Below are 12,518 nucleotides of genomic sequence, written 5' to 3' on the forward strand. Positions count from 1 at the left end.
GCAAGCGATGGATCTTTCTGGAAAGACCGCAATCATTACCGCCGGAGCGGGAGGGATTGGCCTCGCTATTGCAAGACGGTTCGCCAAATACGGCGCTTCAGTCTGTATTTGCGATATTGCGGAGGAAGCACTCGCGGCCGTGGCTTCCGAACTACCTGACGCGCTGATTGTTCGCGCTGACGTATCCCATGCATCCGATGTGGAGAGGCTCTTCGAGGCCTTCCAGAAGCGCTTTGACCGCCTGGATATTCTCGTGAACAATGCCGGCGTATCTGGTCCGACCAAAGCTGTCGATGAAATCACGGACAGCGAATGGCAATCGACCCTCGACGTCAACATTACCGGTATGTTCTACATGATACGTGCCGCCGTACCGCTCTTCCGAGCGCAGCATTCAGGCGCTGTCATCAACATGTCGTCAGTCGCTGGGCGCCTCGGAATGCCCCTGCGTACCCCGTATTCGGTCTCGAAATATGCGGTGCGCGGATTGACAGACGTGCTCGCCATCGAACTTGGCGAAATCGGTGTGAGGGTCAACGCGCTTCTCCCGGGTCTCGTAGACGGCCCGCGCGGACAACGCGTGCTAGCGGAGCAGGCTGAGGCACGCGGTATGGATATTGCGAAGTACGAAAAACTGTTCTTGCATAACATTTCCATGCATACGAAAATTCAGATGGATGAGATCGCGGACATGGCCGCCTTCCTGGGATCCGACCTCGCCCCGCATATCAGCGGACAATCCATCAGCGTCTGCGGAAATTTTGAGAGTTATCGCGCGCCGCTTGTTCTCGGCGCCTAGCACCCGGCCGGAAAGGCGCCTCGATCCATCGGATGGCCGGGACGAGCCCGGCCATGACAACTGAGAATGCTGAATGTCGATTGAACCTGGGGCACAAGGCGCGGGCGCGGATGCGTCCGGCATATGTCGCGGGAGCGATCGGCGCCGACACCTCCTCAAGCGTCTGCCGCGCCGCGTTTTGAGCGAAGAGCAGACTGTAGATATGATCGCTTATCTCACGCGGTCTGGAGTGAGGCGTACTTAACGCCGGAAGGATTTGTTGAGCGACTTGAAAGGCACGGTCGGGTTCGCCGGTGTGAACCGGTTAATGGCAAACCGCCCCAGTCCGAAGGACAGGGGCAATGGGCGGTTTCTTTTTATCCGACCGGTGAACCCCTGGACTCAGTTAAGAAAGTCTACACGGCCTGTCGCCACATCATGCATGGCTGCGACGACCTTGACATCTCCTGCTTCGACAAGATCGCGGATGATGACGCTGCGATCGAGGATCATCTTTGCTGCGAGTTTGGCATTCATGTCGGCAACCGCCTGAACGAAAGCTCCATTATCCGCGGTGCGCTTTCCTTCGAAACCGCGCATCGCAACCACGGCAGGCTCGATGTTGGATAGCGTCGCGGTCAGATTACCCAGTTGCGCATTGCTGATGGCACCTCTTATCGCTCCACATTCCGTGTGGCCGAGCACCACGATCGCTCTGGCGCCAGTGATTTTGGTCGCGAACTCCAAGCTGCCGATGATGTCCGTGTTGACGAAGTTACCCGCTATGCGCGCAGCGAAAACGGACCCGATACGCTGATCGAAGACCAACTCAGGTGGTACGCGCGAATCGATGCATCCGACAATAGCCGCAAACGGCGCTTGCCCGGTCGCGGTCGCGCGAATCTGTCCGAGAATATCGCAGTTCACGGTCTCCCCGGCGAGAAGACGCGCGTTGCCGGCCTTGAGGCGCGCGATGGCGTCATCTGGCGTGGTCGCGGCTTGGCGGGCCTGGTCAAAAACCACACATGTATCAGCCACCGCGCCTCCCGCCATGAGCGAGGTAAAGCCTAGAGCCGCGGCGCCACGCAGGAACCCTCGCCGGCCGCAGCTGCATCCGGCATGGCCGGTTGAATATTGAGTATTCATCTGAGTTCCCCCCATCGGAGCGGTATTAGAATGCGTCGATATTAATCAGCGCGCAAGCGTTACTTATCGAGGAGGGGGCGTTTTGTAAAAGGGCAAATGGGATGCCGGCACACGGGTTTATTGAGATAGGATTATTTGCCGAGGAAAGCCTTTCCACCGGAAGTGATGAGCCGGCCGAGGCCGCCCATGATCAACAGGATGATGGCTTCCCTGACTTTGCCGTCATCGCCGTCATCGCCTTGCGCAAACGGCGAGATCAGCGCGCGGGGGTAGGGATGCTTGATTGTGGCCGGTGGCGCTGATCGTCAATGAAGCCGCAATGACAAGCCGGAGGGTCCGATCGGTTTCCATCTTCGGGTTCCATCAGGCGCCTCGTTGGCGTGGCCAGTTACATATCCAGGGGCCACAGGCATCGGGGGCCCCTTTTGTTAGCGCCAAGCACGACCACAGGTCGTGATCGCGCCTGGCGCTAACGTCCTGTATCAGGCTGCTGCTGCCGCAACGGGATCGACCGCGTGCTTGGCCAGAGGATGGACGTTGATGTCGTACATCCAGGGGTGCGCGGGCAGACTGGTTATGATTTCATGCAGCTCCGTGGCGTCCTTCGCGCGCCAGATACCCCAGTTTTCAAAGCGGCAAGGCACCCGCCACATGCGTACAAGATGTCCTTGGCGTGCGAGTTCTGCCGCGTGAGCACGCTCTTCACGCGTAATCCTGTCGCGCAACTCCGGATCCATGTTGTCGGACCAGCGAAGCTTGATGTTGACCAGAAATTCCATGGCTAATCCTTGTATGTATAGGCGGAAGCGGGGACGGTTCCCTGAATGTCGGCGAGAACGGCGGTGCTGGCGTTGAAGCCGGGAATGCCGGTGACGTACCCCCCCGGCCAAACGCCCGAGCCCGAGAGGAAAAGCCCGTCGAGGGGGGTTTTGTAGGCATGAACGGCGGCATGAGGGCGCGCACCGAAGAGGTTGGCAGGCAGCATATCTCCGTGGGTGATGTTAGAGGCGACGAGGCCGAGTTCCTCCTCGATGTCGTTCGGCGCCATGAAGCGATGCGCGACGATGCGATCTTTGAGATCCGGCATGAGACGGGACAGCACATCGACACACCGCCATCCGAAAACGTCGCGCATATCGGACCAGTTACCATGCGCCAACGCATAAGGCGCATGCCAGGCGTTGATGCTGAGCAGATGCCGTCCTGGTGGCGCGAGCTCTGGAGACGTCACTGTGGGAATGAGCCCCCACATGATCGGCTCGTGGGAGGGAACACCGCTCAGCCCTTCGCTGACGGATCGTTCGATGGCATCGAGCGAGGGGGCGACGCGGAATTGAACGCCGGCAACATCGGCCGCGCCGACGTCCGGCAGGCCCGCGTAGCGCGGCAGACCATCGATCGCCAACACGATCTTGAAGGCTGAGCCGCGCATGGGAACGGCCGCAATGTCCTGACGCAGTGCAGCGCCGACGGCCGCGTCGTCGAGCAGATCGGCAAACAGAGTCTTCGGGTTTATGGCTGAAATGACGCGTGCGGCCCGATATTCGTCACCCGCTCGCGTCACGACACCGGATACGCGCCCTCCCTCATGCAGGACGCGTAGCACGGGAGCATTGGTCAGCATGGTGACCCCGAGGCTGCGGCAGCACCCGGCCAGTGCATCGATCACAGCCCCCATCCCGCCCAGAGGCAGGCCGCTCGAGCCACGCAGGGGCACCCGGCGCGGGTCGTCCGGCGAAAGGGCTGGTGTCGAGGCAAGTGAGAGCGGGCGCATCATCAGCCCGATTGCCGTCCCTGGCGCGGAGGGTGGCGCGAGCGTCGCATTGAGGGCGACGATAGCCAGCAAAGCCTTGGCTTCCTCGGAGACAAGTTCCTCGTCGAGCAATTGGCGCAGGCTTCCGAAGAAGACCCGCTCGAACAATCGTTGCAGCTCCGCGGGAACGGCTCGCGCGATTGTTGACAGGCTGGGGGAGGGGGCGAATACCGAAGCGCCAAGGTGACGGCCCAGTTCTTCGAGACGCGCCAGCAGCTGAAAGTAACGGTCGGCCTCACCGCGCGCGAAAGCGTTGAGTTGCCCTGCTATGCGGGCTCTGTCCCGCCACCCAATGAATGTTCCCCGTGGGAAAGGATGAACAACCGTTGGGTTCGTCGGCAAGAAGCGCAGCCCGAAGCTCGCGAGGTTCAGTTCATCGACGAACCGGGGCTCGAAACTGCCCGCCGAATTGGTAAAGGCGGTCCGGTACCCGGGCATGAACTCATAGGTACCGCAAGGGCCCCCGAGCGAGCCGCGGGCCTCCAGAACGGCGACCTTCAGGCCGGCGCGCCCAAGATAGGCGGCAGCGACGAGTCCGTTATGGCCGCCGCCGACAACGACGACATCGAATGTATCTGCGCGGTCGGTCACGTGAACGCTCTCGCCGGATTAAAGATGGGAAGAGGGCGCGCGTGCGGCGCGCCCCGACGCGTGATTACGACAGAGGGACGAAGCTCTCGCGGAAAAGCCGCAGCCAATTTCCACCGGCAATCTTGCGGATTTCCTCGAGCTGGAAGCCTCGACGCTCAAGCCCTTCGAGAATGTTGGGGAAATCCGCGGAAGACTTGAACCAGGACGGCCAATCAGAGAAGCCCTTGATCGGAACGGCGCTCTCGCGTGACCAGCGGCCCGCCCGCCACCACATGATCTCGCTTTCCGGCCAGCCATCGTAGTAATCGGTCCCGAAGCCGACGCTGTCGATGCCGATGAGATCGACTGTCCAGGCAACCATATCGAGGAAGGTGTCGAGCGTGCAATTCGAGCCGTCCTTCATGATCTTCGGATACATGCTGAGGCCGATGACGCCGCCACGCTCAGCAAGGCGACGGATGAGCGCCGTCGATTTGTTGCGGCGGTTCAGCTCGATGTTCGTGCCGACAAACTCCTGGGGATTGGCATGCGTGACGGCGATGGGACGCGACGAATATTCGATGGCATCGAAGCAGGTCCGCTCGGTGCAATGAGAAACATCGACCAGCATTCCAAGTCGATTCATCTCGGCGATGACATTCCGCCCGAAGAATTTCGATACGCCATTCTCATCGGGTTCCCAGCATCCTGATGCCACGCGGTTCTGGACATTGTAGGTGAGCTGCGCGATGCGGACGCCGAGCTTATAGAACGTCTCAACGAGCTCGATATCGTCCTCGAAAGGCGACGTATCCTGGAAGCCATAAACGATCGCCGTGCGACCCGACGCCGCGATCCGCTCGATGTCATCAGCGGAGGTCGCCAAGGCTATCAGATCGGCATTTTTCTCGAGCAGACGATTCCACTCTCCGAGTGCCGATAGAGTTTCCCGCGCCGATTCCCAGATGGCGACCGTTACGTGAATGCAACCAACACCACCCGCACGCCATTCCTCGAAACGTGCCCGCTCGGGTTTATTGTACTGCAGTGCGTCGATGATGAGAGAGCCGCGGGCAACCGCGCCAGTCATGGTCATGTCGAATACCTCCGAATTGAGCCGCTTGGTGTGCTTGAGCTAGTTTGCGAACGGATCGGCTGCCGGGCCGTAGTCTGTCACGACAGCTTTGATCTGCGAGAATTCTTCCAGGGCCTCGATGCCGTTCTCACGCCCAAGCCCCGATTGCTTGTAACCACCAAAGGGGACACGCAGATTGATCGCGCGGTAGGTGTTGATCCAGATCGTCCCGGCTTGCAGCTGGCGTGAGACACGCCGCATGCGTGCGGCATCGCGGGTCCAGAAGCCGGCTGCCAGGCCGTATTCTACCCCATTGGCCAGAGCGATGGCTTCGTCCTCGTTTGCGAAGGACTGAACAGTGACCACCGGGCCGAACACCTCCTCCCGGCAGATGCGCATGTCGCTGCTCACGTCGGTGATAATGGTGGGTGAAAGCCAATAGCCGTCCGCGAAATCCGCCTCGACGTCGGGTCTGCCACCGCCGAGCACGATCTTGCCGCCGGCGGATATGGTCTCGTCGATGAAGCCACGTACGCGCTCATACTGCCGACGCGATGCCAGCGGTCCGATGTGGCTCTTCGCCGATGTCGGCGGACCAACACGGATTCGACGCGCAGACGCGATATATTTTTCAAGAAACGCGTCGTAGACGGAGGCCTGAACGAGCACCCGCGAGCCCGCGACACAGGTCTGCCCGGCCCCCGAAAAGGCGCCTTGGGTGGCAGCTATCGCCGCTGAGTCGAGGTCCCCGTCGTCGAAGACGATATGCGCCGACTTGCCACCTGCCTCGCAAACGAAGCGTTTCAGTGCCCCTGTCACCTTGGCGCCGAGAATTCGCGCGGTCGCGGTGCTGCCGGTAAATGAGACCATGGCGACATCCGGATGCGTTGCCAGCTGCTCTCCGAGCACGGCATCGCCGATGACGACATTGACGACACCGGCGGGAAAGCCGGCCTCGATGGCGAGCTCGGCCAGCCGGATACTGGAGCCGGGCGCTTCGGCCGGCGGCTTCAGGATCACCGCGTTGCCCATGGCAAGCGCCGGGGCAAGCTTCCAGGAACCCAGCGACAGCGCGCCATTGAACGGCGTGATCGCGAGCACTACGCCGAGCGGCTCGCGCAGAATCTTGGCATCGACGGTCCGCGAGACCGAGCGGTGGATGTCGTCGTGCACGTCCATCGCGTTAGCGTAGTAACCGTACCACTGCGCCGTCGCGCGGATTTCCGCTGTCGTCGCCACATGGCTCTTGCCATTGGCCAGACTTTCCAGACGCCCGAGCTCGGGCGCGTTCGCAAACACGAGCTCGCCCAGGCGTCTCAGAAGATCACCACGCTCCGAGCCCGTCAGCGACGACCAGGATGGCGCCATAAACGCCGCCTTGGCGGACGCTACAGCCTGAGGCACAGCGGCAGCATCGAGGCATACTACGCCCCACGCCCGCCCGGTTGCCGGGTCGATCAGCGATTGGCGATTGCCCGTGGGTTCGAGCGCGACGCCCCCGACGAAAGACGTGAATAGATTTCTGAGGTTATCTGCCATAGTCACAGCTTCATCCGGTGACGCACGATGCAAGATCGCGGCTCACGCAAAGAGTGGGGCTTCGTATCGTGCCTGTTTCAAGAAAGATCGATCTTGGGGTTGAAATAGGCGTATAGAACATCAACCAGGAAGTTTATAAGAACGAAAGATATAGCAAGAACAAGAATGCCACCCTGTATTAACGGAATATCGCGCGTGGATATGGCCTGATACATGGCAAGTCCGAGCCCAGGCCATGAGAAAACTGTTTCGGTCAGGACGGCGCCACTTAGCAGGAACCCCATCTGCAGGCCGATGACGGTGATCACGGCGGGCAGCGCGTTTGGCAGCGCATGGCGCAGGACGATCCGTGTTTCGCCGACGCCACGGCTGCGTGCCGTCCGGATGAAGTCGCTGTTGAGGACATCGAGCATGGAAGCTCGTGTCATCCGCGCGATGACCGCGAGTGACCAGGCGGCCAAAGTGATGGTCGGCAGGACCATATGCGCGGCGATGTCGAGCACGCCGCCGTCGCCTGTGGGGTCCGACATGCCGCCGACGGGCAGGAGTTGCAGATCGAGCCCGAAGATGATGATCAGTACCAGCCCGAGCCAGAAGGACGGCATGCTGTTGAAGAAGAGCACCACCACTGAAAGGCTCTGGTCCCTCACGGCACCGGGTTTGAGCGCCACCCACGTTCCCGCGAGGATTCCGACTGCCGTGGCCAGGATAATCGCCGCGAACGACAGTATGGCTGTGTTGACCAGCCGCTCGGCGATGACTTCGCTGACCGGCTGCGCAAACGTAAACGATTGCCCGAGATTGCCTTGCAGCAGATCGCCCAGATACTGGGCGTATTGAATCCAGATCGGACGGTCGAGCCCGAGCGCCAGCCGCAGCTGCTGCCGCGCTTCCTCTGACGCGCCGCTGCCCAGCAGCACATCGGCCGGATCGCCGGGGATGATCTGCGCCAGAAGGAAAGTTGCCAGAGTGACGCCGATGATGACCGGGATGAGCTGAAGCACGCGGTTGATGACGAAGTTGAGCATTGGCGTCACTCACCCCGACGTTTTGAGCGTGGATCGAAGATGTCCCGTGCCGCGTCGCCGATAAGATTGAAGCCGATCGCCAGCACGACGATGGCAAGGCCAGGGATCGTCGCCACATGGGCGGCGGTCGCGATGGCCGTGCGTCCACTCGACAACATCTGCCCCCACTCGGGCGCAGGAGGCTGTGGTCCGAGGCCGAGGAAGCTCAGGCTCGCGGAGAGGATGACGTTGCGGCCGGTTTGCAAGGTTCCATAGACAATCGCCGGTCCGAGCACATTTGGCAGGATGTGGCGAAAGACAATGCGAACATCGCGGAAGCCGAGCGAACGGGCGGCATCGACGAAGAGTTCCTGCTTGACGCCGAGCACCACGCCGCGCACGAGGCGACCAAATGCCGGGATCGTCACGACAATCATCGCTATGATCATTGAATTCAGCCCCGGCCCGAGGGCCGCGCTGATGCCGAGCGCGAGGAGAACACCCGGAAACGCGAACATGACGTCGAAAACACGCATGGCGACCGCGTCGAAGAAACCGCCGAAGTAACCCGAGAATAGCCCGATCACGGCACCAAGGCAGAGGGCAAGGATGGTCGGCACGAGCGCCACGAGCAGCGCATATCGAGCGCCGTAGATCAGGCGGCTGAGAATATCCCGCCCCAGTTCATCGGTGCCTAGCAGATGCGGACCGGACAGGGGCGGTAAGTAGCGCTGCAGTGGATTGGCAAACAGCGGATCAAACGGAGCGATCCATTGCGCGAACAGGGCCATGACGACGATGCAGAGAACAATGGACAAGCCGGTCATGAGCGCAACGTTCTTCATTGCGCGCCGAAGCACTGGGTTCATGCTTCGTTTGGAAGAATCTGGCGAGGCCATGGTAATCATTATCGTCTTCACGCCGTTCGGGTAATGGAACTTGTCCGAAAGGATGGGTGTGATCTCTTTTCGGTGACAGGCGTCCCGCTTGATCGTCCCGTTGGATATGTGTCCGCGCGGCGATTTTACTTCGCGCGAATTCCGGGGAGGGCGATCCTAGGCGACGGACCAGAGCTTCCCGAGGTTTGGAATGACATCCGGCAGGCCGAGGGTCCGCAGCGCCCGCCACAGCGTCGCCTGGTTGCTGCTAACGACGGGAACGCCGGTATCCATCTCCAGATAGGGCAGGATCTCGAAGGTCCGATAGGTGCCGCATGAAATGAGGATGGCGTCAGCCGTGTCCGCCGCACGGAAGGCATCCCGACCCAAGCGGTAAGCACTGTCAGCGTCATGCACACTGGCGTCGAAGGGATCGAGAATTTGCAAGCCCTTCATCGAGGCAACACTGAAGCCGCATGCCTCCATGTAAGTGGCCATCTTGGCATTCACCTCGTCCGAATACACGGTCGCGACGGCGATATTCTTCGCGCCAAGGGCTTTCAGTGCGTCCATTTGCGCTGCCATCATCGTGATGGCGGGAATTCCGGTTGCCTCCTTGATCTGGGCGCAAACCTCCTCGTCATGGCCCTTGCCACGCAGAAAGGTTCCCGGAGCACCGCATTGGACGATGAGATCGACCTTGGCCGTGGCGAGCTGACGCGCAGCCTCCAGCACCTGGCTCATCATCACCTTGAGGCCTTCCTCGTTCACCTGCGGAACGATTGTCCGGGCATCGGCGAAGGCGACGCCGACGGGAGCCACCGTGCGCCACTCCTCGGCGCCCTCAATCGCAGTTGCGGGGCGCATCTGGCCGATACGTGCGCGCCAACCTAACATCATGGCCACTCTCCATCATAACGAGGCTTCAAAAAAAACGGGTCTCAACGTACGGCGAGGCTGGGGTAGTCCAGAAAGACAGAGCGTGCCGGCACGACGCCTGTCACGCGGCTGCGAATAATGCGCGGCAGGCGATCCTGGTAGAGAAAGATCCAAGGTGCATCCCTGGCGATCAGGTCGGCTGCCTGGCGGTAGAGCGCATTGCGCTTTGCCTCTTCGGTTTCGCCGCGAGCCTCATCGAAAAGTTTGTCGACTTCCGGGTTGCGATACCAGCCACGGTTGACACCTTGAGGGGGCTGCTGAGCACCGCTGAACATGCGCTCCAGCCAGTAAGCGCTGTCCGCGCCCGTTGCCCAGCCATTGAACGATCCCTGCACGTCGTCCTTGTAGCCTGGTCCCTCGGTCGTAATAAGCGTGGCGAATTCGAGAAACTGTACCTGGAGATCTATGCCGACCGCCTTCAAGTCCTGTTGCAGCAGAGCGAGGACCTGCGGAGCCAGCGCGAAACCCGGGCCGCTGTTCGGCGCCAGAAGCTTGATCGTCAAAGGTGTCTTCACGCCGGCTTCTTCAAGCAGCTGGCGGGCCTTGGCCTGGTCGAAACGATAGCCCTGCCCGGGTGCCGCGGGGGGCAGTTCGTTGCCGACCGGCACCGGACCCACGGCGGCGCGGGTCTGGCCGTCGAACAACGCGGTCACGCCCTCGCGGTTGACGGCATAGTTCAGCGCCTCGCGGACCTTCGCTTCGTTGGTGCCGGCAGCCCGTGTATTGAGGCGGACGAAATATTGATTGGCCGGCTCTGGATACTGTACGGTGATCCCGGGAACCGCCTTGAGCTGAGCGATCTGCTGTGGGCTGGCACTCGGAATGATATCAACCTGGCCGGTCTGGGCGGCAATGGCCAACGCCGTCGGATCGGTGATCGGCCTGAAAATCAGACGCGCGACCTTTGGCTTGTCGCCCCAGTAGCCATCAAAGCGCGATAGCGTAATTTGCTGGCCCTGCTGGAACGACGGCAATGTGAAAGGACCCGTGCCGACGGGGCGCTGACCGAGCTGGTCACCCTTGAATTCATTGAGGGCGCCAGGACTGATCATGCCTACGCGACGATCGCTCAGAAGTCTCGGAAAGCCTGAGAACGCCTCCTTGAGCTTGATTTCAAAAGTGTTCGGATCTTTCGCCGACGTGCTTTGGATCCAACGCGTCAGGAAGGTCATGTTTCCGCTGGCGCGGCTGTCGAAGACCGGCGAGTCCTTGTCCATCATCCGAGCGAAATTGAGCTGGACGGCTGCGGCGTCAAACGGCTGGCCGTCATGGAAATTTACACCGCGGCGCAGGTTGAAAGTATAGGTGAGACCGTCCGGCGACACGCTCCAGGCTTCCGCCAATGCTGGCTTCAAAGACGGCGCGGTATCGGTCTCCTTGCTCAGATCCTCGCGAATGAGTGGATCGAAAATGGCGTCGATCACGCGCAATCCAACGGTGCCAGTCGTGCGCTGGGGATCCAGCGGCGGGATCGCCCCCTCGGATCCAATCACCACCGTGGATGGTGCCTGGGCCGCCGCGGGCATTGGCGCCGTGATTTCCAGCAGCCCCAGCAATCCTGCGCCGATCACGCAGTGCCAGCCATATCCCATTTCAGTTCTCCATTCCCCTCGGCGCCCGTTTCTAAGCGAGCTTCTTGTGCGGTGCTGGACTGTGGGACAGCACGTTTTCCTATGCAAATTTTTTTAATTGCCCTATTGATCAGGAAACCCAATTAATAGGACTGGCGACCGTGTCTCAGCAGCCGCATGCCATGGCTCAGAAGAGCCAGCAGTCACCGTCTCTCAATGCGACGATCAAACATCTGCGCGCCTTTCTGAGCGTGGCACGCAATAGAAGCTTCACGCGTGCCGGGATCGAACTGCATCTGTCGCAGCCCACCTTGACCATGATCATCCGGCAGCTTGAGGATATCGTGGGTGCTAGCCTCTTTGAGCGCACCACCCGGACGATAGCCTTGACCCCTGAGGGCAGCGATTTCATGCCGACGGCGGAGCGTCTTGTCTATGACTTCGACATGGCCATTCAGGATATACAGGCCGCTGCGACGCGACGCAGTGGAAGAATTGGCGTTGCGCTCGTTCATGCCGTTGCGACCAAGGTTATTCCGGATGTGTTGCGTTTCTTTACTGTTGATCATCCACGCATTCGCCTGCATCTCCGTGACGGGAATTCATCCGAAGTGCGCCGCCGCGTGAGGCGCAACGAGGTCGATGTGGGCTTCTGCAGCAAGGGCGAGGATGATCCGGAACTCGATTTCAAGCCTCTTTTCCGAGACCAGATGGGCCTTCTTCTACGAAGGGACCATGCAATCGCGAAAGTCCGGCCGCCCTTGCGATGGAACGATGTCGAGGGGACGGACTTCATCGGGTTGACACAGGATACCGCGACGGCCTCGCTCCTCACTCAACTGCCGGCGCCGACCACATTGATGTCATCACCACGCTTCCAAGTGTCGATGAACTCGACGCTATGGGCGTTGCTGGAAGCCGGGATCGGTGTCACGACGGTTCCTGCCCTCGCCGTCTTCGGCGGCGCGGGCGGAAATCTTGTCTTCAGACAGATCAAGGATCCAATTGTTTGGCGTACGGTGTATGTCGTCACGCGGCGTGGAAGATCGCTGTCGCCGCCGATTCACGATCTCATTGCGCGCGTACGCGATCGGATCTCGGCCATCAGTGCCACTACCCCCCTTGTAGAGGTCCTGTCGCCTGTCGACCGGTGATTGCAAATTTCTATCGGATCGGGCTTTTGGTTGCGGAAAGTGCCCACG

The 12,518-nt window shown here is 60.7% G+C and carries 12 protein-coding genes; 3 read left to right on the plus strand and 9 right to left on the minus strand.

Going from position 1 to position 12,518, the window contains the following annotated elements:
• Window positions 1-7 precede the first annotated feature (7 nt).
• Window positions 8-799, plus strand: coding sequence for an SDR family oxidoreductase (locus KIO74_RS27730; protein WP_213338452.1), 792 nt, complete (start codon window positions 8-10; stop codon window positions 797-799).
• A 381-nt stretch (window positions 800-1,180) separates the two neighbouring features.
• Here KIO74_RS27730 and KIO74_RS27735 read toward each other — a convergent pair whose 3' ends face one another.
• On the minus strand, window positions 1,181-1,939 hold the full coding sequence (locus tag KIO74_RS27735; RefSeq protein ID WP_349629240.1) for a carbonic anhydrase family protein: 759 nt from the start codon (window positions 1,937-1,939) through the stop codon (window positions 1,181-1,183).
• 86 nt (window positions 1,940-2,025) lie between these two features.
• On the opposite strand from KIO74_RS27735, the gene KIO74_RS27740 reads away from it, so the two are divergent.
• Window positions 2,026-2,226 (plus strand): hypothetical protein, encoded by a 201-nt coding sequence (locus KIO74_RS27740; protein ID WP_213338458.1) that lies wholly within the window; start codon window positions 2,026-2,028, stop codon window positions 2,224-2,226.
• 180 nt (window positions 2,227-2,406) lie between these two features.
• Here the strand turns inward: KIO74_RS27740 and KIO74_RS27745 are convergent, their stop codons facing one another.
• From KIO74_RS27745 to KIO74_RS27780, 8 genes are all read right to left on the minus strand, one after another.
• A complete protein-coding gene (locus KIO74_RS27745) occupies window positions 2,407-2,703 on the minus strand; it encodes a muconolactone Delta-isomerase (RefSeq protein WP_213338460.1) in 297 nt (98 codons plus the stop codon).
• 2 nt (window positions 2,704-2,705) lie between these two features.
• Complete coding sequence (locus tag KIO74_RS32565; RefSeq protein WP_213338461.1) at window positions 2,706-4,328, minus strand: phytoene desaturase family protein; 1,623 nt, start codon at window positions 4,326-4,328, stop codon at window positions 2,706-2,708.
• Between the two features lie 64 nt (window positions 4,329-4,392).
• Window positions 4,393-5,403 carry a dipeptidase gene (locus KIO74_RS27755; RefSeq protein WP_213338462.1) on the minus strand — a complete coding sequence of 337 codons (1,011 nt, stop codon included), beginning with the start codon at window positions 5,401-5,403 and terminating at the stop codon, window positions 4,393-4,395.
• A 39-nt stretch (window positions 5,404-5,442) separates the two neighbouring features.
• Window positions 5,443-6,921 carry an aldehyde dehydrogenase family protein gene (locus KIO74_RS27760; protein ID WP_213338466.1) on the minus strand — a complete coding sequence of 493 codons (1,479 nt, stop codon included), beginning with the start codon at window positions 6,919-6,921 and terminating at the stop codon, window positions 5,443-5,445.
• Window positions 6,922-6,998: 77 nt separating this feature from the next.
• Window positions 6,999-7,949: an ABC transporter permease gene (locus KIO74_RS27765; protein ID WP_213338467.1), complete on the minus strand. Its 951-nt coding sequence runs from the start codon at window positions 7,947-7,949 to the stop codon at window positions 6,999-7,001.
• 5 nt (window positions 7,950-7,954) lie between these two features.
• Window positions 7,955-8,836, minus strand: a complete 882-nt coding sequence (locus KIO74_RS27770; protein ID WP_349629241.1) for an ABC transporter permease — start codon at window positions 8,834-8,836, stop codon at window positions 7,955-7,957.
• Window positions 8,837-8,983: 147 nt separating this feature from the next.
• Complete coding sequence (locus tag KIO74_RS27775; RefSeq protein ID WP_249731501.1) at window positions 8,984-9,706, minus strand: maleate cis-trans isomerase family protein; 723 nt, start codon at window positions 9,704-9,706, stop codon at window positions 8,984-8,986.
• A gap of 41 nt (window positions 9,707-9,747) precedes the next feature.
• Window positions 9,748-11,337 carry an ABC transporter substrate-binding protein gene (locus KIO74_RS27780; protein ID WP_213338468.1) on the minus strand — a complete coding sequence of 530 codons (1,590 nt, stop codon included), beginning with the start codon at window positions 11,335-11,337 and terminating at the stop codon, window positions 9,748-9,750.
• Window positions 11,338-11,477: 140 nt separating this feature from the next.
• On the opposite strand from KIO74_RS27780, the gene KIO74_RS27785 reads away from it, so the two are divergent.
• Window positions 11,478-12,470: a LysR family transcriptional regulator gene (locus KIO74_RS27785; protein WP_213338470.1), complete on the plus strand. Its 993-nt coding sequence runs from the start codon at window positions 11,478-11,480 to the stop codon at window positions 12,468-12,470.
• Window positions 12,471-12,518: the final 48 nt, after the last annotated feature.

The sequence above is a fragment of the Chelatococcus sp. HY11 genome, assembly GCF_018398335.1.
GTDB lineage: Bacteria > Pseudomonadota > Alphaproteobacteria > Rhizobiales > Beijerinckiaceae > Chelatococcus.

Bases quoted from the DNA above. Each gene is read 5' to 3' on its own strand.
- KIO74_RS27760 (WP_213338466.1), bottom strand. From the start codon at position 6,921: ATGGCAGATAACCTCAGAAATCTATTCACGTCTTTCGTCGGGGGCGTC.
- KIO74_RS27735 (WP_349629240.1), bottom strand. From the start codon at position 1,939: ATGGGGGGAACTCAGATGAATACTCAATATTCAACCGGCCATGCCGGA.
- KIO74_RS27770 (WP_349629241.1), bottom strand. From the start codon at position 8,836: ATGATTACCATGGCCTCGCCAGATTCTTCCAAACGAAGCATGAACCCA.
- KIO74_RS27765 (WP_213338467.1), bottom strand. From the start codon at position 7,949: ATGCTCAACTTCGTCATCAACCGCGTGCTTCAGCTCATCCCGGTCATC.
- KIO74_RS27775 (WP_249731501.1), bottom strand. From the start codon at position 9,706: ATGATGTTAGGTTGGCGCGCACGTATCGGCCAGATGCGCCCCGCAACT.
- KIO74_RS27740 (WP_213338458.1), top strand. From the start codon at position 2,026: ATGCCGGCACACGGGTTTATTGAGATAGGATTATTTGCCGAGGAAAGC.
- KIO74_RS27780 (WP_213338468.1), bottom strand. From the start codon at position 11,337: ATGGGATATGGCTGGCACTGCGTGATCGGCGCAGGATTGCTGGGGCTG.
- KIO74_RS27730 (WP_213338452.1), top strand. From the start codon at position 8: ATGGATCTTTCTGGAAAGACCGCAATCATTACCGCCGGAGCGGGAGGG.
- KIO74_RS27755 (WP_213338462.1), bottom strand. From the start codon at position 5,403: ATGACCATGACTGGCGCGGTTGCCCGCGGCTCTCTCATCATCGACGCA.
- KIO74_RS27745 (WP_213338460.1), bottom strand. From the start codon at position 2,703: ATGGAATTTCTGGTCAACATCAAGCTTCGCTGGTCCGACAACATGGAT.